Origin of the sequence: Aerosakkonema funiforme FACHB-1375 (assembly GCF_014696265.1) — a bacterium.
Taxonomy (GTDB): domain Bacteria; phylum Cyanobacteriota; class Cyanobacteriia; order Cyanobacteriales; family Aerosakkonemataceae; genus Aerosakkonema; species Aerosakkonema funiforme_A.
On the sequence record NZ_JACJPW010000032.1, the window covers coordinates 1 to 20,182 of the forward strand.

Sequence of the window (20,182 nt, forward strand, 5' to 3'; positions counted from 1 at the left end):
AAGCGAATCAAGCACAAAACGCTTGGTTAAGTGCGGAACCGCTCTTGTATGCGGCTTGGAGACAGGCGACCACGAAAATTAACTTGCGATTAGGAGGACAAGTTCCTTCTTCCTTTGGGAAATTCCCAGAGTCAGAGCGAGTCGCAGCGAAAGTTCAAAATGCCAACACTAAGAACTTGGATGTTGTACCAATTTGGGAGAGCCAAGTGGAGGTTTCATCGCATTTTGAACCCCCGTCCCTTTAGGGCTGGGGTGGCTTCAGATTAAACTCGTATTCTCAACTATACCATCCGATTTTTTGAGAACAAACAAACTGCCATCTCCACCACGTCCAATTCGGCAATCTCGATCCAAATAAGTAATATCAAGCGTGGCAACTCGACCGACTGGATTATTAGCAGCTACAACTTTGAATGGGTTGAGTTGAGGCGTATTAATACCGATGATTTTATCAATTGATAAATAGCGTTTGTCAAAGTAGACGTTGATGCGTTTGTCTGGGACAGGTGCTGAATCTTCTCCAGCAGGTTCAAAGCTAGCCGTCACTTTCACATATCCCGATAATAATCCTAAATAATGTTGGACAAAAGCAATATTGAAAAACTGTTTGTTGCTGACATTAATCACTTGATATACTTGGCCTAGCTTTAATCCCAATGGTAGGGAAACTAAAGAGCGGATTTCTCTAGCAGTGGAGTATTGCAGTTGCCAATTTCCCTCTAGTAAAGAAATAGCATTTAGCAAAGGTTTCGGATTGGGGTTGCAACTTTCTAGTTGAGCGGTCAACTGTGCGATTTCTGCGGCGGTCGTTTTGTCGATCTGCACATCGGTAATCGGCGAGCCATCTTTGTTAGTTTGAATAGCATCAAGAGCAGCTTGTAATTTTTCTTTTAAAGAGAGTAAATTATTCAAGGATTGACACCTAGCTGTTGATAGCGACAAGATTTATTATTCTGGAAAAATGTCTAATAATCAACCATCATTCACGAACAATACAGAAGTAGTCGTAATTGGTAGCGGTATAGGCGGTTTGAGTTGTGCTGCCATATTAGCACGCTATGGTATTGATGTCACCGTAGTAGAAAGCCATTCGATCGCAGGGGGTGCGGCTCATGCTTTTGAACGCAATGGCTATCAGTTTGATTCTGGGCCATCTTTATATTCTGGTTTGTCCTACACCCCTTCCCCCAATCCCTTACTGCACCGCAAAATCTTGTATTAGTATCAATTCCTTCCGTTATCGATTCATCTTTAGCACCGCCAGGTAAGCACGTTATTCACGTTTATACTCCAGGTAATGAACCTTTTTCGATTTGGCAAGGTATGGAACGCAATAGCAAAGCATATGCCTTGCGAAAACAAGAACGCGCTGAGGTAATGTGGCAAGCTTTAGAAAGAATTATTCCCGATATTCGCGATCGCACAGAAGTTACTTTGGTGGGTACTCCCCTCACCCACGCCCGATTTTTGCGTCGCCATCGCGGTAGTTATGGGCCAGCAATTGCAGCAGGTAAAGCTTTATTTCCGGGTGCGACGACACCTTTGTCTGGGTTATTGTGTTGTGGAGATTCGACTTTTCCGGGGATTGGGATGCCTGCGGTGGCTGCTAGTGGGATGATGGCTGCTCATACGATCGCTCCAGTGCAGCAACATTTACAATTGCTCAATGAGATTCTTTAAAATCTTGGCTATTATACTTTCTAACAGGATATACTTCACAACATCAATGAGGAGAAATTCACAATGGAAACTAGACCGCCTTTACCTCCTTTTACTTTGGAAACTGCAAGAGCGAAAGTACAAGCGGCTGAGGATGCTTGGAATACTCGCGACCCCGAACGAGTTGCGTTAGCTTATACGGAAGATTCAGTTTGGCGAAATCGGGCTGAATTTTTCACTGGCAGGGAGAAGATTCGCGAATTTCTCACCCGTAAATGGAATACAGAACTGGATTATCGACTTAAAAAAGAACTGTGGAGTTTCACCGATAATCGCATCTCTGTCAAATTTGAATATGAATATCATACGGATTCCGGTCAGTGGTATCGTGCTTATGGCAACGAACAGTGGGAATTTGCCCCGAATGGATTGATGCAACGGCGAGAAGCTAGTATCAACGATCTGCCGATTTTGGAATCGGAACGCAAGTTTCGGCGGTCACGTTAGTTGTGACCGAACATAACTATATTGTTCCTTGAGAAACACTAAAAATGTCACAATAATTTTCAATTTTCAATTTTATTAGTATGCAACAGCAGGAATTTCATCACAACCTTGTCAATATTCTTCAATCTGCGTTGGGTTTGCTGGAACTCGATCGAAACTCCCAACTTTACCGAGATGTGACATCTGTCTGCAACCATCTCGCCAATCCCGGTTTTCGGATTGCTGTTTTTGGCCCGTTTAATTACGGCAAGTCAACCTTAATCAACGCTATCCTGGGAAACCGCGCTTTGCCGATCGACATTATCCCCACTACGGGTGCTGCTATTTATGTCAAGTACGGAAATGAGCTAAGAACTCGCATTACCATGACGAATGGCAGAGAAATTAATGAAAGCGGTACGGAAATACTCAAGCAATTTGCTATCCTAGATGGCGATCGCAGAATGCGAGATGATGTCGCCTCGGTGCAGGTTTTTTGTCCTCACCCATTTCTGCAAAATAATGTAGAATTACTCGACTTACCGGGAACGAACGATCGCGAAGAACAAGACAGTTTAGTTCGCGACAAACTCCTCACCGCAGATTTAATCGTGCAAGTGTTAGACGGTCGTCAGTTAATGACATTAGGAGAGCGAGAGAAATTGCGCGATTGGCTGCTGGATAGAGGCATAAAAACCATTGTTTTTGTTGTTAACTTTCTCAATTTACTCGAACCGGAAGACCAAAAAGAAGTTTACAAACGGTTGCGTTTTTTAGCCGAAAGTTTTCGCGCCGATTTACCGACAAATATCAGCAACCTTTATCGCGTTGATGCACTACCTGCTTTGAGAGCGAGATTAAAAGGAGATGTTGCGGCTGCACAAAGTAGCGGACTGGCTGGTTTTGAATCGGCTCTGCAAAGTATTTTAGCAGTAAAACAGGAGCAAATGGGCGATGTGCGGCTGCCGCGTGCGATCGCGATCGGCTCTCAAATCAAGCAAATATTACAAGCCAAAATACAACCTCTTGCCACCGAAGTAGAAACCGCAGAAAATAAGCGCAATACCAAAATTCAGATTCAACAAAAAGCCGAAAATCTAATTAAACAAGGCTTTGCAACCAGCATTAAAGAATTCCGAGACTGGCTGCACGAACAAACAATTTTATATCGCTATCAATCCGAAGCCACCGCCGCACTTCAACAAAATCAATTTAGCACCTGGGAAAGAGATTTTTTCAAACCAACAGTTGCAAAGCATCAACAAGAAATTGTCAAATGGATTAGCCAAGCTTGCGAGTTTTTCAATTACACTCAACCCGAAGAACTATCAATTTCATTTCCATCGCACCCACAAGTAACTTTACCGAATAAACCGACAAGTTCGGATAATCTGAGCGATACTGCTCCCGTAGCTGTAGCGACTGGTTTGGGTTGGGTTGCGGGTGGGCCAATAGGAGCGGCAGTGCTGGGCGGTGCAGCTTATCTTTTAAATAAAAATATCAAACAAGACAAGCAAGGATCGTCAAGCAATGCTTATCAAAATCAAGCTGCACAACTTTATACCGATGCGGCAAAAGATTATCTAAGTCGCTTCAGTAGCGAAGCGCTTTCAGCACTGCACCAGTATGAAGAAAAAGCCGCAAAAGTTCTGAATTTTAAAATCCCCGACATTCCTCCAGAACTTACTAACAAGCGTCATCAACTAAACTTGTTAAATACTTGCTTGCAGAACCTCGATCGAGAATTGCAATCTATCAATTAATATCTTGTCCCGTAGCATAAAAAACCCTTCTTTATCTGCGTTTATCTGCCTACATCTGTGGTAAAAATTTCACCCTTGATTCCCACAGATATCCCCGACTTCTCCCAGAAGTCGGGGATATGGCCAAACTCTCATCAACGTTCGATCGCTCCCACTCTAATGTACATTAATAGTTAGAGATGAAAAAACTAACAACATTTTATTTATGACCAACATTGATAACTACAACTCGATTCACATTCGCAACATGGAAATTGATGACCTTGCGCCCGTGTACCACTTGGGCGAAGATGTGTTTACCAGCGATTTGTATCCTTATTTATATCGAACGTGGGATGAATGGGAGGTACTCGGACTTTATAATACCGACCCCGAATACTGTTTGGTTGCAGAAATAGACGATCGACTCGCCGGCTTTATCTTGGGAACGATTATTAACAAGCCATCGTGGACTTATGGATATATCATCTGGCTGGGAGTTAATCCTAACTTTCAGCGTCGGGGTGTAGGCGATAAACTGGTTGATAAGCTAGTGGAACGTATGATCGAAGATGGGGTGCGTTTCATGATGGTAGATACCGATCCGGCGAATATCCCAGCAGTGAAATTTTTTAACCGTAAAGGTTTTGGCAATACCCGTCAGCACGTTTTCTTATCGATGAATTTAAGCAAGCACGATTATTATGGCAGATTAATTTCTTACGAACGAGAAAAAGCGGAAAGGGCAGCTTACAGTCGATCGCGTCGTCGTCCCACCAATAAACCTCAAGAAATTGTCAGCGAAGCCGCTAGCAAAGTAATGGTAACGGAACCCTCATCGCCTGCTGATGATAGTCCCGATCGACCCTCGCTTTCATAATAAATATTACTGACTTGCTAATTTACCTCAAATCTCACCCAAACAAATGCCAGAACAGCAAATTCATTGGCAAATTCAGCCAAAAATTGAGCCGCCAGAGTGGTTCGTTCAAGCAGTCAGACAGTACGCAGAATTACCGGGAAATTATGCTGCCCAATTGCTATGGCAGCGCGGAATTCGCGACGCCGAACATCTGGCAGGATTTTTGAAACCGCAGCTGTACAAACCAGCCAGTCCCTTTGAATTCGGTCAGGAAATGCACTGGGCGATCGAAAGATTGCGGCAAGCTATCAATGCGGTTGAAATTGTGGCGATTTGGGGTGATTTTGATGCCGATGGCATCACTTCAACTGCCGTTTTGTGGGATGGATTGGGACAATTTTTTGCCCAAAATATTAACTTATTATACTACGTTCCCAATCGCCTAACGGAATCCCACGGACTCAACTTTCAGGGAATTGCTGACCTGGCGGAACGGGGAGTAAAACTGATAGTTACTTGCGACACTGGCAGTACAAATTTGAGCGAAATTGAATACGCTCGTGAATTGGGAATCGATATAATTGTCACAGATCATCACACGCTGCTACCAGAACGTCCGCCAGTAACGGCTATTATCAATCCCCGGAATTTGTCGCCGTCACACCAGCTATTTAATCTTTCCGGAGTTGCTGTTGCTTATAAGTTGATAGAAGCGCTTTATCAAACTCTGCCAGATATTCCCAAACAGCCTTTAGAAGATTTGTTGGGTTTAGTCGCAATTGGGTTAATTGCCGATTTGGTTAATTTGAAAGGCGATTGTCGGTATTTAGCACAATTGGGAATAGAAAAACTGCAAGAAGATTTACAGAACCCGCCAAAATTGCGGCGGCGTCCTGGCGTTGGAAATTTGCTGGAATTTTGCAAGAAAAGTGGCGATCGTCCAACCGATATTTCTTTCGGAATTGGCCCCCGCATTAATGCCGTCAGTCGCATACAAGGGGATGCTAGCTTCTGCGTAGAATTGCTTACGAGTCGGGAGATCGATCGCGTCGAAAAATTGGCACGAGAAACCGAATTAGCTAACGCCCGCCGCAAGTCATTACAAAAAGATGTCGAACAGCAAGCAGCCCAAAAATTAGCACAATTAGATTTATCGACAACTAGCATTATTGTACTCACAGAAATGGGTTGGCCTGTGGGCGTTTTGGGTTTAGTTGCCGGTCAAGTTGCTCAACAAACCGGTCTTCCCACGATTTTATTAAGCCTAGAAGAAGCCGAAGAAAACATAGAAAACGATCGGGAAATTTCTCAATCTAAAATCCCAAATGCCAAATCTAAAATTGCTAGGGGTTCTGCGCGATCGGTCAATCAAATCGACCTTTATCAATTGGTGAAAGCTCAAGCGCACCTTTTAGATCGTTTTGGCGGTCATCCCTTGGCGGCTGGGTTGAGTATTCCTGTTGAGAATATCCCCCTATTTACAGAGGCGATAAATCAACAATTGCGGCAACAAATTGGCGGAGAAGAAGGTAAATTAGGAACCAGAATAATCTCAGCAGATTTGGTCGTAACTGTAGCTGATTTAGGAATAAATTTGTTTCGCGAACTGAAACTTTTAGAACCCTGCGGTATGGGCAACTCCGTACCGCAGTTGGTAATTCAAGATTGCTGGTTTGAGAATATCAAGAATCGCAATATTCAGGATGCGACGGGAAAAAAGGTTCAATATATTAAAACCGAGTTTCAAATTTGCGATCGCTCTGCTCAAATTGGATTTCCCGGTGTTTGGTGGGGTCACTACAAAGACGAAATTCCGCCAGGACAATGCGATGCAGTTGTAGAACTTGATTTCAATACTTACAATAAGCGCTATGAAGTGCGGTTAATTGCTGTGCGATCGCGCCAATCAAATCTTACCTTATTCAGTCCCGATCTCAGTCAAACAGAGTGGATTTTAGACTGGCGAAATAAAGCAGATGAATTGCAAATAGATTATTTAAACCTGCCAATAGAAGAAGGCATGATTAAATCGGAAATCTCCAATCTGAAATCTCAAATTAATGAGAAAACTTTGATAGTTAGAGAATGTCCGAGTCACTGGGATGATTTGCAATTGTGGTTTCGACGCGCTTTGCAGGCAAAACAGCAATTAGCCATTGCCTATCCACCGCCGCCACAAATACCTCCCAGCCAAGTTTGGCAAAATCTCGTCGGCATTGCCAAATATCTCAGCCGTACCGGTAAAACGGCTACACAAGCTCAATTGCAACAGAAACTCGGTATTGGCGATACTACCTTGCTCTTAGGGTTGCAAACATTAACTAAAATAGGGTTTGAGGTCAAAAATGGGGATGGTAACTTTAAGATTACGGGAAATACCGAGTTAGAAGCATCGAGTTTGGCGGGGGAAATTTATAGTGCGATCGCACAATTTTTAGCCGCTGTCCGAGAAGAACAATTTCGCCGCCAGTATTTCTATGAAGTTCCTTTAGATATCATTCGATCTGTAGTCAACCAAAACACTTTTTTTCAAAATGATTAAATTCCCAAATCATTTTTTGATTAATTTCCATTTGACTGCTTTGCCTATCGTCCTTGGCACACCGTACAACTTACTAAAAAACAAATTCCATAAATATCCATATTGGGGAAAATATTTAACTAAAAGTACATCGGAAACCACATGAAATCTCGGTGGTTTCAGGGCAGCAGGCTTATCAATATATCTGATTTGTTCTGGCTTTGGCATCCAGTGACCGATAATAGCATCCTTCTCAAAAAATTTAGCCTGTACAAATAAACCCAACAAGCGATCGAAACCCGTTGAAGGTATCCAGGTTATCGCCCCTAGCACTTTTGTTGCCTGCGATAAATCGGGAAGGGCTTTTTGAACTAGCTCGTTTTTCCAAACAATATTATTGAAATTCTCAAAATGATAGCCAAAATTATCTTTTCTCTCTCCCAAAGGCCATAATATGTATTGAATATCCAAATTTTTGTCTAAAGGAGCAACTGGAATTTCCAGCAATCCCGTATAATTTCCTTGCTGATAAGGATAGGGATTTTCTGGTGTCTTTTGGCAGACTTCCAGTTGATTAACATCAGGGATTGCATTCCATTCTTTTTTAATGCGTTCCTCATCTTTAAAATCAATATTCTCCTTTTTTAACCTGAGAACCCAACTTTCAGGAAATTTATGAAAATAGTTCTTTGTTAATTCTTCCACATCTGGATGTACGAAGTCATCGTCATCTAAAGCCAGAACATATTCGCCACTAGCATTTAGCAAACCGACAAACCGTTGCATCATCTCGCCTTTGTAAGGGCTTGTTAAAATTTTGACTCTGGGGTCATCTACGGGTCGGATTGGGATGTTGGGGTAATAAACTAAAACAAATTCAACATTACCCTTTACCTTCAATAACTGTTCTAACCAATAGTCAGAATATTTGCCTGTCGTCGGAGTAACAATAGAGAGAATCGGTTTTTCTTTCATTTTCCACAAGCCTAATTAAATTATTTACAAAATTTCCTGTAGATTTGCTTGGCGTTCGCACTGTCTTTTTACCGTAAAACCTTGCGACTGCCAAGCTTTGAGGTTTACCTCTGTTAATTTAGTCAATTCCGAACATTTGGGAGAGTAAAATTGACTGATGACAGCCCAGGACAAACTGCGAGTCAATCCCCACGCAGTTAAGAGAAATGACTCGCGATTGCCAGGAATTCCCTGCTCTTTAACGATATCTGGTTCTACCCAAATTCCATGCGATCCTAAGATAATTTGCGCCAACCACTTCGCCCTTGGCAAATGGGTGAGAGAGGTAATCAATTTCACCTTATGAACCTGCCACTGACTGAGGATTGGCTGACTGAAGTAAAAGTTACCAAAAGTGGTTTTAGCACACTTTTCTAACAAAACATTTTGCATGGGAGCATTTGCACGTCGAAAAATCAGCAAAATGCAGGGGTCTTTTGAGCCTCCAGAAATAATTATTGGGGTTTGGGGATATTGTTTTGCCAATTCAGCTACATAAATCTCTCTGGTGATACTACCTCCCAGTACGAGAAAAGCATCGACAGGCCCTTGGGATGCCTTCTGCAAAATTATACCAATATCGATCAGCCAAATTCCCAGTATGAGGCATAAGCCACTCAGCCCTAGCAAAATAAATCGATTGCGAATTAAACGCAACAGATGCCGGCGAATCGAGATTTTTGGCTGCATAGGAATTTTGAAGACGGCGATCGCTCATGCTTTCTATTTTGCCTTAATGTCCTGGTGATGTGCTGCCAAGCTGGGTAACAAGATGAACCAGTTCTGGCAAAATCAGTTTTTCCACAGCCAGTTTTACCGCATTGGTAGAACCGGGAAGAGAAAATACCAGTTTCTTTTTATACACCCCGGCGACTGCCCTAGATGCGATCGCCCGCGAACCGATTTCCTGATAACTCAGCCAGCGAAACAACTCCCCAAAACCAGGTAAAGTTTTTTCCAGCAATAGTTCGATCGCATCGTAGGTCGTATCTCGTGGCGCAATGCCAGTACCGCCATTAAAAATCAAAGCTTGCAAATCCGGGCGATTACCCAAGCTTAACATTTGCTCCTGAATCTGCGTCGGTTCATCCTTGAGAATTGCATAAGCTGCCACCGCATGACCTGCATTTAACAGTAACTCTTTCATGAGATTGCCACTGCGATCGGTTTCTGAAGTGCGCGTATCGCTGACAGTAATTACCGCGCAATTTACAGTAAAATTAGATGAATCTGGATGAGGAATTTTAGTCATACTTGCTGTTACTTATTACCGCTCGGTCATCGGTCAACTTGACCGATGACCGATGACCAATTATGATTTGGTAAATCCTAAACCATGCTCTTCAGCATAGCGACTCATGAATCGCATAAAACGATCCCATTCTTCAACCGATTTCATCCCATAAAAAACTTCCAGTGCCTCTGGTTTACCGTTGATGAATTTAGCTTTTACATCCTTTATGACTAATTCGCCTTCCTCATCAATCAGGTACATCCCAGTAATCTCGTCTGTGCTGCTTTGACTCAGAGCCTTGGGATTTTGGAAATAAAACGTAGCCGTGCCGTTGGTGTTATCCCGCGAACGGGTGAGCTTAACATCGGGCACAACATCTTCATTGATGCCTCTGGAAAACTGAATTTGAGCCATGATTGCTATTCACATATAAATCGGTTTATTAATTATTTTCTCATCAATGTTACTCTCGCGAGCATATTGGCATTGCTCTTGCAAGGGACACTCACCGCAACGGGGGTGCCTAGCTGTGCAAACTGCCGCCCCAAAGTCCAACAGCGTCAAATTCCACATTCCCACATTTGTTGTAGGTGCAGCTTCTTCCACCGCCGACTGTAGTTCTTGCGATCGCCATTTTACCCGACCGCCGGACAATCCAAAAAACCGCTCGAAAATCCGCGCCACGTTGGTATCAAGTACCGCTTTGCGCTGTCCGAAGGCGTGAGCGCAGATCGATCGCGCTGTATATTTTCCCACACCGGGCAATTTCAGTAACTGAGCTTCTGTTTTGGGGATCTTTCCCTGATAATTTTTCAGGATCAGCTGAGTGGACTGACGCAGGCGATCGGCCCGAAAGCTAAGTCCCAAAGGCCGCAACAGCATTGTAACATCTTCCTCTCGCGCAGCAGCTAAGGCATTCAGCGTCGGATATCGCTCCATAAACCTCTGGTAAACTGGAGCAACTGTATCTGCATTCGTCTTTTGCAACAGGAATTCTGCCACCAAAATTGCATAAGCATCTTTTGTCCTGCGCCAAGGAAAATTTCGCAAATGCCCACAAGCCCAAGCTTTTAGCTGGCGACGAAACCATCTCAATTTAGTAATTGGTAATTGGTTATCAATCATTTCGATTTTAGATTTTAGATTTTGCGGAAAGTCGGCGTCTTGGCGGTTACCGTCACGATGCCGACCTTTCCAAGACAGGATTTTGGATTAAATCTGCCCTGAAGGACGAACCTTTTTTGGTAATAATAAAAAACACTCAATTTACTCAAGTTGTTCGCCAGGAAAAAACTCGGAATCTAACACCTGTTCTAAACTATAAGAACATTCCACGGGAAAACCTTCGTAGTCCAAAGACGTTTCCCGCACAGCTAAATCCAGTCCATCCTGATAACCTTCCTCTAATGCTTCAGGTAAAAAAGGCTTCAAACTGGGGCTTTCTTTAAGCAATCTGTGAATACGGCGGCGCTGTTCCCGAATCGTAGCCAACCAACTTTTAGAGCGTAACTCAGACTGGAATTCCCACTTAAGCAGATGTCCCAACAAAACACCCAAACGATTTATCAATTCCTGTCGCTCTTGCTTACCCAAAGATGCGATCTCCTCAACCAAATTTGCAATATCTAAACAATTCCATATCCCATCGCGAAGAAACTTTGCTTGTTCCTGCGTCCAAGCATAGAAATCTGTCTCGTACAATCGAGAATTTAGCTTAAATTCCTGATAGGTTTCGGTCATGCGATCGCCTCTTATTTCAATTGGTTAAATTTACTCAATTTGTTCGCCAGGAAAAAACTGGGAATCTAATACTTGCGCTAAACTATAAGGACATTCAACAGGAAAATCTTCGTAGTCCAAAGATGTTTCGCGCACAGCCAAAGCCAACCCATATTGATAAGCTTTCTCTAATGCTTCCGGTAAATAAGGCTTCAAGCTAGGACTTTCTGCAAGCAAATCAGAAACTTTATAGCGTTGCTCTCGAATCGTAGCAACCCAACTTTTAGAACGATGAATGGGCTGAAATTCCCACTTTAGCAAATGCCCTAACAAAACGCCCAAACGATTCCTCAATTCCTGTCGTTCTTGCTTACCCAAAGATTCGATCTCCTCAACCAAGTTTGCGATATCCAAAAAATCCCACTTTCTATCACGGAGAAATTTTGCTTGTGCTTGCGTCCAAGCATAGAAATCTGTCTCGTACAATTGGGAAGCTTTACTTTCAATATTTGATAAATTTTGAGTCATGCGATCGCCTCTTATTTCAATTGTTTAAATTTACTCAATTTGTTCGCCAGGAAAAAACTGGGAATCTAATACTTGCGCTAAACTATAAGGACATTCAGCGGGAAAATCTTCGTAGTCCAAAGGTGTTTCGCGCACAGCCAAATCTACCCCATCCCGATAAGCTTTCTCTATTGCTTCAGGTAAAAAAGGTTTCAAACTTGGGTTATCCTCAAGCTTTTCCAGAATGCGGCGACGCTGTTCCCGAATCGTAGCAACCCAACTTTTAGAACGATGACTGGGCTGAAATTCCCACTTTAGCAAATGCCCTAACAAAACGCCCAAACAATTCCTCAATTCCTGTCGTTCTTGGTTACCCAAAGATTCGATCTCCTCAACCAAGTTTGCGATATCCAAAAAATCCCACTTTCTATCTCGGAGAAATTTTGCTTGTGCTTGCGTCCAAGCATAGAAATCTGTCTCGTACAATTGGGAAGTTTTACTTTCAATATCCGATAAATTGTGAGTCATGCGATCGCCTCTAATTTCAGTAATAATAAAACTTATTTAATTGTAGGGTGGGTTAGGCAGGGGCGAGATAATCAGCACTTTCAAGCAATAATTAACGAATTGTGCCATAACCCACCATCCCTGACATCTGTAATCATTGTTCAAGGTCTAGCCAATCCAAAATCCAAAATCCAAAATCCAAAATCGGGTAACAACTACGACGCCTCTCTCTCCAGCAGCAGGGTGACGGGGCCATCATTTTCGATCGCCACCTGCATCATCGCCCCAAACTCACCAGTTTGCACCCGCAAACCACTTTGGCGTAACTTATCCACAAAGCGATCGTACAAATTTTTTGCCACTTCCGGTGCAGCTGACCGATCGAAAGAAGGACGGCGACCTTTACGACAATCCCCATACAAGGTAAACTGACTCACTACCAGCAATTCGCCGCCAATTTCTTGTACCGACTTTTCCCAGCGACCCGAACCATTTTCCTCATTCGCAAACAGACGCAATTCCAAGCACTTGCGAACCATCCAGTCAAGTTCTGCTTCCGTATCCGTGCTGGCAATACCCACAAGCAAGTTTAGTCCTCGACCAATTTTGCCGACGACTTCACCTGCGATCGAAACTTGAGAAGATTTGACTCTTTGAACAACTACGCGCATAGCAATTTCAGATTTTAGATTTTAGATAGCAGATTTAATTAAATTTGCCATCTAAAATCTAAAATTTGCAATTTATTGTTATTTCCCAAATCCTTTACCGCGATTGCTTGAAGGCAAGCAAAGGCATTTTTCGATTTGCTTGAGTAGCGTTTCGCGATCGAGACCTTGACCGATCAACACTAACTGATTCTTCGGTTGACCTTTCCAATCTTCATCTTCAATTGTGAAACGCTTTCCGCACAAATGGAATACGTGACGGCGAGGGCTTTCATCGAACCACATAATTCCCTTGGCACGGAACACATTTGCAGGCAATTGATTATCTAAGAAATGTTGAAATTTCTTAATCGCAAAAGGCTTATCGCTTTGGAAGGAAATTGAGGTAAAACCATCATTTTCTAAGTGATTGGAATGATGGTGATGGTGATGATCGTGGTCGTGGTCGTGGTCGTGAGCGCAATGACCGTGGTCATGATCGCAGGCAGAATGATCGTGATGGTCGTGGTCGTGATGGTCGTGATGGTCGTGATGATCGTGATGGTCGTGATGGTCGTGATGGTCGTGGTCGTGATGGTCGTGATGGTCGTGACCGTGTTCTGATTGCTCAGATTCAAAATACTTATCCGACTCAAACAAACCAACACTGAGAATCAAAGGCAGAGGAACTTGCGATTTAGTTGTACGCAAAATCCTTGCTCCTTGTTTGATATCGCGAATCCTTACTTCTAGGTTATCAACATCAGCTTCATCGACCAAATCGACCTTATTTAGAACAATGATATCGCCGTAGGCAATCTGATTGTAAGCCGCTTGGCTGTTGAACAAATCGAGGCTGTAATTGGCGGAATCCACCACCGTGACGATCGAATCCAAGCGAGTCAAATCGCGCAATTCCGTACCTAAGAACGTGAGAGCCACAGGTAGGGGATCTGCCAATCCCGTCGTCTCCACTACTAAATAATCTATTTGGTCTTGGCGTTCTAAAACTTTATAAACTGCATTTACCAGATCGTTATTAATGGTGCAGCAAATACAACCGTTACTCAGTTCCACCATGTCATCGTCGGTGGATATAATCAGTTCGTTGTCAATACCAACTTCGCCAAATTCATTGACCAGAACAGCTGTCTTAACGCCCTCCTGATTCTTCAAAATGTGGTTGAGCAGAGTGGTCTTACCGCTACCGAGAAATCCAGTGATAATCGTTACAGGCAAACCGCGTTTCGGAACATCCATTGCCTGAGATTGGTCGGGAGAAACTGCTGATTGCATAGCTGAGCTGTAGAAAACGTCGCAAAATGGGAGTATAGAATTACGGTACATTAAGTACCGACGCGAGGGTGCTGGCACAGATCCCCGTCGTCCTCCCCTATTATTGCCGATCGCACTAAAGGTTGTTACTCCTTATGACCCTGACGCTTTACGATACGCTGACTCGTCGCAAACAAATTTTTGAACCCCTGGAAGCGGGGAAGGTGAAAATGTACTGCTGCGGCGTGACAGTGTATGACTACTGCCACTTGGGTCATGCGCGTTGCTACATTGTCTGGGATATGGTGCGCCGCTATTTACAATGGCGGGGTTACGATGTGCGTTACGTCCAGAATTTCACCGATATCGACGATAAAATTCTCAATCGCGCCAGGGAACAAGGATTATCGATGGAAGTTGTCGCTGAGAAATTTATCGATGCCTATTTTGAGGATATGAAACGGCTGAATGTGATGGACGCCGATGAATATCCCCGTGCGACCCACACCCTGGATGGAATTAAACGACTGATTCACCAGTTGGAACACAAAGGTTACGCTTACCCATCTGCTGGGGATGTTTATTACAAAGTGCGGGAATTTCCGGAATATGGCAAGCTTTCCGGTCGCAATTTGGCAGAATTGCAGGCTGGGGCTAGCGGTAGAGTGGAAGAAGAAGACCCGGACGCGCCAAAGAAACAAGACCCGTTTGATTTTGCGCTGTGGAAGGCGGCGAAAGCGGGAGAACCTTTCTGGGAGTCGCCTTGGGGTGCCGGTCGTCCGGGGTGGCATATCGAATGCTCGGCGATGGTACGTCAGTCTTTGGGCGATACTATTGATATTCACTGCGGGGGTAACGAACTGGCATTTCCCCACCACGAGAATGAAATAGCCCAATCTGAGGCTGTGACTGGTAAGCAGTTAGCGCGTTACTGGCTGCACAACGGCATGATCAATGTGGATGGGAAGAAAATGTCTAAATCTTTGGGCAATTTCATCACTATCCGTCAGTTGTTGGATGGGCAGAATGCACCGGAGGCGATGGCGATCAGGTTATTTGTTTTGCAAACAAATTACAGCAAGCCGATCGATTTTACCCAGGATGCGATCGCATTCGCCCAAAATAGCTGGAACACTCTTAAAGAAGGTCTGTTGTTTGGCGATCGATTCGGTTCTGGGCTAGGTTGGAAATGGGAAGCAGAGGAAAATCCCTCCATCCAAAATCCCGAAGTGGAAAAATTCCAAGCCGCGATGGATGATGACTTCAACTCCCCAGTAGCTTTGGCAGTTTTATTCGAGTTAGCCAAAGAATTAGGCAAGGAAGGTAATATCCTCGTCCACGAAGGCAAAACCAAGACATCGCCGGAAGTGTTAGAACAACAATGGCGCACCTTAGTTACGCTTGCAGGAGTTTTGGGATTGTCAGCCAAGCCAGAAGATAAACCATCTCAACCTTCTGATGGTTTAAGTGATGCGACAATTGAAGCTTTAATTGCACAGCGACAAGCAGCAAGAAAAGCGAAAAACTTTGCCGAAAGCGATCGCATTCGCAACGAACTGCAAGCCCAAGGCATTACCCTCATCGATACCCCACAAGGTACGCGATGGCATCGCAATTAAGGAATTTCAGATTTGAGATTGTAGATTTCAAATTTGTGATTTAAAATTTGTCATCTGACATTCTCCCATCCGGAATAGTAATGATAAAAAAACCCTAGAGAAATCCTCTAGGGCTTAACCAGGGTGCATCTACCATTCATTTTTTCTTCCGTCATTACTTCTATCCGGAACCTCTAACGATTTTAGATTTTGGATTTGGGATTTTGGATTGAATTAAAATCTAAGATCGGCAATTTCAAAACACCTATTCTCTTACCGCTCTTTCTCTAGCCCCTTACCTATGTCTCCCACTCCCCCCCTCTCTCCAGCAGTTTATATTGTAGGTGCCGGCCCGGGCGATCCGGATTTATTGACCGTCAAGGCACAGAAAATTTTGGCGCAGGCAGATGTCATTTTATTTGCTGACTCGCTGGTGCCAAAACAAATTTTACAGGGGGTGCGTACTGATGCAGAAATTATCCGCACTGCAAATAAGACGCTAGAAGATATTCTGCCGATCATGATAGAGAGGGTGCGATCGCACAAATCTGTCGTCCGTCTCCACTCCGGCGACCCCAGTCTCTACAGCGCCATCCACGAACAAATGCTAGCTTTGGCAGAAGCAGATGTTCCTGTTGAGGTCATACCCGGAATCAGCGCTTTCCAAGCAGCTGCCGCCAAGCTGAAAGTCGAGTTAACTGTACCGGAACTCGTACAAACAATTATCCTCACCCGCATTAGCGGTAACGCTTCATCTGTACCCGAACAGGAAGAATTGGCAACTCTGGCGGCGCATCAAGCGAGTTTGTGTCTTTACCTGAGTGCGCGTCATGTGGAAGATGCCCAAATCAAACTGATGGAACATTATCCCGCCGATACACCCGTAGCGATTTGCTATCGGCTGGGTTGGCCTGATGAAAAAATTTTACTGCTTCCCCTGCATCAAATGGCAGAGGTAACGCGGCGAGAAAACTTAATCCGCACCACGCTTTATGTCATCAGTCCGGCTTTGGCAGCAGAGAAAGGACGATCGCGTCTTTACCATCCGCAACACTCCCACTTGTTCCGTCAGAAGTCAGCCAATGGATAAAATCTTGTCTTTATCAAATCTGTTCGTAGTTTTTGGTAGTTTAGCCTACACAAAAATTACGCAAAATGTATTGCTTAAGACAGTTGTTAAAGAATCTTAACTTTTTCCAAGATGTATACAGACACACCTAAGCAAAATAATTATGGTTTCGCCCTGGCGAAATCCACTCCCCCAGGGAAAGTACACAAACAGCCGAGTTGTTGTCTACTTTTACTGTGGCAGATGGGTTCCTGTGATGTATTATTCTTTAGAAAAAGCGATCGAGCTTTACCGTAAATCGAAGCTAAACGGAAAAGAAATCTTCGCTTTTCCCGCCAAATTGAACCCTAGTGACTTCTGCGCTGAATTAACGGCACATTCTTGCAGTTGCGGGGATAACAATAAAGCTTACAAAGCCAAGCTTTCCACCCAAGCGATCGACAACCCCAGCGATACAGACAGCGTTCCCGATGGTTACGCACCGCTAGAAGCAGAAGAGATCGACCAGCTAACGCCGACAGAAAGTTCTACAAATTAAGTGCAACGCTACCCTGAAGAATAAGCTACCTTTGGCAAGAGTGTCTTGGAGAAAACGGCAAATGAAAGAAATTACGCGCCGGAAATTTATGATTGTGAGTACGCTGGCAGCTGGGTTTGCGTTAGCAGTGCAGCCAATTTCTGCCCAAGTTATCAATACAAATACTCAAGGATTGATAGCTGGAGAAGTAAAAATTCCCGTCGAGGATGGTGAAATTCCAGCTTATCGCGCTATGCCTGCAACTGGCAGTAATTTTCCCGTAGTGTTGGTAGTGCAAGAAATCTTTGGCGTACACGAACATATCCAAGATATTTGCCGCCGCTTTGCCAAGTTGGGATATTTAGCGATCGCACCCGAACTTTTTGCCCGTCAAGGTGATGTTTCCCAACTGAGTAACATTGAAGAAATTATCTCCAAAGTTGTCTCTAAAGTGCCAGATTCCCAAGTAATGTCCGACTTGGATGCCACTGTTAATTGGGCTAAAAATTCGAGTAAAGGCAATATCGACAAACTCGGAATCACCGGTTTTTGTTGGGGTGGACGAATTGTTTGGTTGTATGCAGCTTACAGCCCTAAAGTTAAAGCTGGTGTTGCTTGGTACGGACGCTTGGTGGGTGAGTCAACTTCTCTCACTCCCAAATATCCAGTTGACATTGCCCCATATTTGAAAGCGCCAGTTTTGGGACTTTACGGCGGTAAGGATAACGGTATTCCCAACGATACCGTAGAAAGAATGCGTCAGGCGCTTAAAGAAGGAGAAAGCCGTTCGGAAATTGTCCTTTACCAAAATGCGCCCCACGGTTTCTTTGCTGATTATCGCCCATCTTATCAGAAGCAAGAAGCTGAAGATGGATGGAAACGCTTGCTGGCTTGGTTTAAACAGTATGGAGTTGGGTAATTATTGACCAAAGTAGGGGATATATTCGCGGTTTTAATTACCAAATAAATCCCCTGTTTCGTATCTGCTTTTAAATTATAGCGGTTGGCAACATCTGATGGGAAATAACTTTTTTCTACTCCCCCGCTTCCCCACTTAATATCCTGGAAATTTCCAGTTGAAATTTCCAGTTTCGGTTTTAAGACTTACCGCCTTTGCGTCCAATCTCGGACATATGTTCTCTGTCTTGACTGACCGCTTCCCCGCCTTTGCGTCCAGCTTCTACAGCTTCTTCATGAGTGAACTCGTGGGCAGTACCTTTTTCATGAGCAGCCTTACCACCTTTACTGGCAATTTCGCGCTGCTTTTCTTCGTCCATAGATGCAAAGCCTCGTTTGCTGGTGTTGTTATCTTTGTCACTCATAATTCCACCATCAATCTACGCTTCTAATACTAGAAATCTCGATTTGTCGATCCCTCAACCCTGCGAATGAGATTATTGATTTTATCCAGGACTGGGTACGTATTAAATCGTACCCACTCAAGCTAGTGTAAAAAGTGCAATGCAAACAGTAAATCCGAGCAAAAAATACCTATAAACAAGCTGATTTATGGATTTTCCGCCTGCCAATCTTAATTAAACTTGTTTTGGCTCGATTTAATCTTATTTAGCTTAGGTTTGGGGTTCTTTCGCTATTTCTATGTAAAAGTTCATAGGCGAATATTTCTCGCTTCCCCATTCTCCGGCTCCCCCGCTAGACATACTTAAAACTAACGAACCAAAAATCCGCGATCGCACTCATAGTTTCTGTAAGAGAAAGCAAGTATTAACAGCTATTGCCCGGTCTACAAGTTCCCAAAAGCACATTACTAAGTCAGTAGTAACAGACAAGTTAGTGAATGCGATCGGCAATTTGATGGAAGTCAACAGTTAGCTGGTATACTTCATAGTAGCTACAGGAAAGCGATATGAAACATTTAAAGTGTCCAAAATGTAAAGGCAGCTTAGAAAAAATTATCTATAGCAGTATTGAAGTCGATCGCTGCATTGATTGCAAAGGTATTTGGTTTGACTCCCAAGGCGCTAAACGACTGAAGAAAATTAAAGGTTCTGAAAGTATAGATATTGGTGACCCCCTAACAGGCAGTAAATTCAACCAAATCGGGAATATAAATTGTCCTAAATGCAGCACACAAATGACTAAAATGGTCGATTTAAAACAATCGCATATTTGGTATGAAAAATGTCCCGTATGCTGCGGCACTTGGTTTGATGCCGGCGAATTTAAAGATTACAAGCAACAAGGAATCCTGGAAATGTTTAAAGATATTTTTGCGAAAGAAAGACGTTAGAAATCTGAAGATTGCTAAACTAAGCGATGTAGTTATCAGAGGATAGACCATTGTTAGACGAACAAGCCAAAAAGACTCTTCTGCGAAAAATTCCCCACGGACTTTATATCTGTGGCGTCAAAAACGGCGAAGAAGTGAACGGCTTCACCGCCAGCTGGGTAATGCAAGGTTCTTTTCAACCACCCTTAGTGGTAAATTGCGTTAAGCAAGATTCAAAATCCCACGCCTCGATCGCAGCCAGCGGCGTCTTTGCCCTCAGCTTCCTGGAAGCAGGACAAAAAGATTTAGCCCAAAAATTCTTCAAACCCCAGCGTCGCGTCGGCAATAAATTTGAGGATGTGGACTTCTACCTGGGAGAACAAACCGGCTGTCCGATTATATCGGATTCCTTGGGTTATGTGGAATGCAGGGTTGTCGGCGCAGTAGATCGAGGAGACCATACCGTTTATGTCGGCGAAGTAATTGGCGCAGGCGTTCACCGGGAAGGCGAACCTCTTTTGTTGGAAAGCACCGGCTGGCAATACGGCGGGTAATGGGAAATTTTAGATTTTGGATTTTAGATTGGATTTGAATC

The 20,182-nt window shown here is 43.7% G+C and carries 24 protein-coding genes and 1 pseudogene; 13 read left to right on the forward strand and 12 right to left on the reverse strand.

Annotated features, from left to right (window positions below; all coding sequences use genetic code 11):
- Positions 1-245: hypothetical protein (locus H6G03_RS13840; RefSeq protein WP_190464960.1), on the forward strand; the 245-nt coding region annotated here is incomplete at its 5' end.
- Positions 246-258: 13 nt separating this feature from the next.
- On the opposite strand, the gene H6G03_RS13845 is transcribed toward H6G03_RS13840, so the two are convergent.
- A complete protein-coding gene (locus H6G03_RS13845; protein ID WP_190464961.1) occupies positions 259-912 on the reverse strand; it encodes a PAP/fibrillin family protein in 654 nt (217 codons plus the stop codon).
- A 49-nt stretch (positions 913-961) separates the two neighbouring features.
- On the opposite strand from H6G03_RS13845, the gene H6G03_RS39490 reads away from it, so the two are divergent.
- The 6 genes and pseudogenes from H6G03_RS39490 to recJ all read left to right on the forward strand — a co-directional run bounded on the left by H6G03_RS39490 (position 962) and on the right by recJ (position 7,291).
- Positions 962-1,222, forward strand: coding sequence for a phytoene desaturase family protein (locus tag H6G03_RS39490; RefSeq protein WP_407650737.1), 261 nt, complete (start codon positions 962-964; stop codon positions 1,220-1,222).
- A pseudogene (locus tag H6G03_RS13850) lies at positions 1,195-1,680 on the forward strand (phytoene desaturase family protein); the annotation flags it as partial. The gene H6G03_RS39490 and the pseudogene H6G03_RS13850, both read left to right, overlap by 28 nt.
- A 63-nt stretch (positions 1,681-1,743) precedes the next feature.
- Positions 1,744-2,166: a nuclear transport factor 2 family protein gene (locus tag H6G03_RS13855; RefSeq protein WP_190464962.1), complete on the forward strand. Its 423-nt coding sequence runs from the start codon at positions 1,744-1,746 to the stop codon at positions 2,164-2,166.
- A gap of 80 nt (positions 2,167-2,246) precedes the next feature.
- The gene (locus H6G03_RS13860) at positions 2,247-3,908 is read left to right on the forward strand and encodes a dynamin family protein (RefSeq protein ID WP_190464963.1); all 1,662 of its coding nucleotides are present in this window, start codon (positions 2,247-2,249) and stop codon (positions 3,906-3,908) included.
- 205 nt (positions 3,909-4,113) lie between these two features.
- Positions 4,114-4,767, forward strand: a complete 654-nt coding sequence (locus H6G03_RS13865) for a GNAT family N-acetyltransferase (RefSeq protein ID WP_190464964.1) — start codon at positions 4,114-4,116, stop codon at positions 4,765-4,767.
- Positions 4,768-4,813: 46 nt separating this feature from the next.
- Positions 4,814-7,291: a single-stranded-DNA-specific exonuclease RecJ gene (gene recJ, locus H6G03_RS13870; protein WP_190464965.1), complete on the forward strand. Its 2,478-nt coding sequence runs from the start codon at positions 4,814-4,816 to the stop codon at positions 7,289-7,291.
- 9 nt (positions 7,292-7,300) lie between these two features.
- Here the strand turns inward: recJ and H6G03_RS13875 are convergent, their stop codons facing one another.
- From H6G03_RS13875 to H6G03_RS13920, 10 genes are all read right to left on the reverse strand, one after another.
- Positions 7,301-8,245 (reverse strand): glycosyltransferase family A protein, encoded by a 945-nt coding sequence (locus tag H6G03_RS13875; protein WP_190464966.1) that lies wholly within the window; start codon positions 8,243-8,245, stop codon positions 7,301-7,303.
- A gap of 24 nt (positions 8,246-8,269) precedes the next feature.
- Positions 8,270-8,980 (reverse strand): YdcF family protein, encoded by a 711-nt coding sequence (locus H6G03_RS13880; protein ID WP_456057567.1) that lies wholly within the window; start codon positions 8,978-8,980, stop codon positions 8,270-8,272.
- 37 nt (positions 8,981-9,017) lie between these two features.
- Complete coding sequence (locus H6G03_RS13885) at positions 9,018-9,536, reverse strand: MogA/MoaB family molybdenum cofactor biosynthesis protein (RefSeq protein ID WP_190464968.1); 519 nt, start codon at positions 9,534-9,536, stop codon at positions 9,018-9,020.
- 60 nt (positions 9,537-9,596) lie between these two features.
- Positions 9,597-9,932, reverse strand: a complete 336-nt coding sequence (gene psb28 / locus H6G03_RS13890; RefSeq protein WP_190464969.1) for a photosystem II reaction center protein Psb28 — start codon at positions 9,930-9,932, stop codon at positions 9,597-9,599.
- Between the two features lie 9 nt (positions 9,933-9,941).
- Positions 9,942-10,643, reverse strand: coding sequence for an A/G-specific adenine glycosylase (locus H6G03_RS13895; protein WP_190464970.1), 702 nt, complete (start codon positions 10,641-10,643; stop codon positions 9,942-9,944).
- A 141-nt stretch (positions 10,644-10,784) separates the two neighbouring features.
- Positions 10,785-11,258 (reverse strand): DUF29 domain-containing protein, encoded by a 474-nt coding sequence (locus H6G03_RS13900; RefSeq protein WP_190464971.1) that lies wholly within the window; start codon positions 11,256-11,258, stop codon positions 10,785-10,787.
- Positions 11,259-11,288: 30 nt separating this feature from the next.
- Positions 11,289-11,765: a DUF29 domain-containing protein gene (locus H6G03_RS13905; protein ID WP_190464972.1), complete on the reverse strand. Its 477-nt coding sequence runs from the start codon at positions 11,763-11,765 to the stop codon at positions 11,289-11,291.
- A gap of 30 nt (positions 11,766-11,795) precedes the next feature.
- A complete protein-coding gene (locus H6G03_RS13910; RefSeq protein WP_190464973.1) occupies positions 11,796-12,272 on the reverse strand; it encodes a DUF29 domain-containing protein in 477 nt (158 codons plus the stop codon).
- A gap of 194 nt (positions 12,273-12,466) precedes the next feature.
- Positions 12,467-12,922 carry a D-aminoacyl-tRNA deacylase gene (dtd, locus tag H6G03_RS13915; protein ID WP_190464974.1) on the reverse strand — a complete coding sequence of 152 codons (456 nt, stop codon included), beginning with the start codon at positions 12,920-12,922 and terminating at the stop codon, positions 12,467-12,469.
- 78 nt (positions 12,923-13,000) lie between these two features.
- On the reverse strand, positions 13,001-14,194 hold the full coding sequence (locus H6G03_RS13920; RefSeq protein ID WP_190464975.1) for a CobW family GTP-binding protein: 1,194 nt from the start codon (positions 14,192-14,194) through the stop codon (positions 13,001-13,003).
- 134 nt (positions 14,195-14,328) lie between these two features.
- On the opposite strand from H6G03_RS13920, the gene cysS reads away from it, so the two are divergent.
- From cysS to H6G03_RS13940, 4 genes are all read left to right on the forward strand, one after another.
- Positions 14,329-15,792, forward strand: a complete 1,464-nt coding sequence (cysS, locus tag H6G03_RS13925) for a cysteine--tRNA ligase (protein WP_190464976.1) — start codon at positions 14,329-14,331, stop codon at positions 15,790-15,792.
- Between the two features lie 280 nt (positions 15,793-16,072).
- Positions 16,073-16,861, forward strand: coding sequence for a precorrin-4 C(11)-methyltransferase (gene cobM / locus H6G03_RS13930; protein ID WP_190464977.1), 789 nt, complete (start codon positions 16,073-16,075; stop codon positions 16,859-16,861).
- 235 nt (positions 16,862-17,096) lie between these two features.
- On the forward strand, positions 17,097-17,378 hold the full coding sequence (locus H6G03_RS13935; protein ID WP_190464978.1) for a hypothetical protein: 282 nt from the start codon (positions 17,097-17,099) through the stop codon (positions 17,376-17,378).
- A 61-nt stretch (positions 17,379-17,439) separates the two neighbouring features.
- Positions 17,440-18,276: a dienelactone hydrolase family protein gene (locus tag H6G03_RS13940; RefSeq protein ID WP_190464979.1), complete on the forward strand. Its 837-nt coding sequence runs from the start codon at positions 17,440-17,442 to the stop codon at positions 18,274-18,276.
- Positions 18,277-18,454: 178 nt separating this feature from the next.
- On the opposite strand, the gene H6G03_RS13945 is transcribed toward H6G03_RS13940, so the two are convergent.
- Entirely contained in the window at positions 18,455-18,679 is a 225-nt protein-coding gene (locus H6G03_RS13945) for a KGG domain-containing protein (RefSeq protein ID WP_190464980.1), read from the reverse strand.
- 545 nt (positions 18,680-19,224) lie between these two features.
- Here H6G03_RS13945 and H6G03_RS13950 point away from each other — a divergent pair.
- Together H6G03_RS13950 and H6G03_RS13955 are read left to right on the forward strand one after the other, a co-directional pair.
- Positions 19,225-19,608 carry a zf-TFIIB domain-containing protein gene (locus H6G03_RS13950; RefSeq protein ID WP_190464981.1) on the forward strand — a complete coding sequence of 128 codons (384 nt, stop codon included), beginning with the start codon at positions 19,225-19,227 and terminating at the stop codon, positions 19,606-19,608.
- Positions 19,609-19,658: 50 nt separating this feature from the next.
- Positions 19,659-20,141: a flavin reductase family protein gene (locus tag H6G03_RS13955; protein ID WP_190464982.1), complete on the forward strand. Its 483-nt coding sequence runs from the start codon at positions 19,659-19,661 to the stop codon at positions 20,139-20,141.
- Positions 20,142-20,182: the final 41 nt, after the last annotated feature.

What these genes read in the sequence shown, in the direction of transcription:
- H6G03_RS39490 (WP_407650737.1), top strand. Translation starts at nt 962, where the DNA reads ATGTCTAATAATCAACCATCATTCACGAACAATACAGAAGTAGTCGTA.
- H6G03_RS13940 (WP_190464979.1), top strand. Translation starts at nt 17,440, where the DNA reads ATGAAAGAAATTACGCGCCGGAAATTTATGATTGTGAGTACGCTGGCA.
- psb28 (WP_190464969.1), bottom strand. Translation starts at nt 9,932, where the DNA reads ATGGCTCAAATTCAGTTTTCCAGAGGCATCAATGAAGATGTTGTGCCC.
- dtd (WP_190464974.1), bottom strand. Translation starts at nt 12,922, where the DNA reads ATGCGCGTAGTTGTTCAAAGAGTCAAATCTTCTCAAGTTTCGATCGCA.
- H6G03_RS13935 (WP_190464978.1), top strand. Translation starts at nt 17,097, where the DNA reads ATGTATTATTCTTTAGAAAAAGCGATCGAGCTTTACCGTAAATCGAAG.
- H6G03_RS13950 (WP_190464981.1), top strand. Translation starts at nt 19,225, where the DNA reads ATGAAACATTTAAAGTGTCCAAAATGTAAAGGCAGCTTAGAAAAAATT.
- H6G03_RS13895 (WP_190464970.1), bottom strand. Translation starts at nt 10,643, where the DNA reads ATGATTGATAACCAATTACCAATTACTAAATTGAGATGGTTTCGTCGC.
- cobM (WP_190464977.1), top strand. Translation starts at nt 16,073, where the DNA reads ATGTCTCCCACTCCCCCCCTCTCTCCAGCAGTTTATATTGTAGGTGCC.
- H6G03_RS13885 (WP_190464968.1), bottom strand. Translation starts at nt 9,536, where the DNA reads ATGACTAAAATTCCTCATCCAGATTCATCTAATTTTACTGTAAATTGC.
- cysS (WP_190464976.1), top strand. Translation starts at nt 14,329, where the DNA reads ATGACCCTGACGCTTTACGATACGCTGACTCGTCGCAAACAAATTTTT.
- H6G03_RS13920 (WP_190464975.1), bottom strand. Translation starts at nt 14,194, where the DNA reads ATGCAATCAGCAGTTTCTCCCGACCAATCTCAGGCAATGGATGTTCCG.
- H6G03_RS13865 (WP_190464964.1), top strand. Translation starts at nt 4,114, where the DNA reads ATGACCAACATTGATAACTACAACTCGATTCACATTCGCAACATGGAA.
- H6G03_RS13905 (WP_190464972.1), bottom strand. Translation starts at nt 11,765, where the DNA reads ATGACTCAAAATTTATCAAATATTGAAAGTAAAGCTTCCCAATTGTAC.
- H6G03_RS13945 (WP_190464980.1), bottom strand. Translation starts at nt 18,679, where the DNA reads ATGAGTGACAAAGATAACAACACCAGCAAACGAGGCTTTGCATCTATG.
- H6G03_RS13875 (WP_190464966.1), bottom strand. Translation starts at nt 8,245, where the DNA reads ATGAAAGAAAAACCGATTCTCTCTATTGTTACTCCGACGACAGGCAAA.
- H6G03_RS13900 (WP_190464971.1), bottom strand. Translation starts at nt 11,258, where the DNA reads ATGACCGAAACCTATCAGGAATTTAAGCTAAATTCTCGATTGTACGAG.
- H6G03_RS13855 (WP_190464962.1), top strand. Translation starts at nt 1,744, where the DNA reads ATGGAAACTAGACCGCCTTTACCTCCTTTTACTTTGGAAACTGCAAGA.
- H6G03_RS13910 (WP_190464973.1), bottom strand. Translation starts at nt 12,272, where the DNA reads ATGACTCACAATTTATCGGATATTGAAAGTAAAACTTCCCAATTGTAC.
- recJ (WP_190464965.1), top strand. Translation starts at nt 4,814, where the DNA reads ATGCCAGAACAGCAAATTCATTGGCAAATTCAGCCAAAAATTGAGCCG.
- H6G03_RS13860 (WP_190464963.1), top strand. Translation starts at nt 2,247, where the DNA reads ATGCAACAGCAGGAATTTCATCACAACCTTGTCAATATTCTTCAATCT.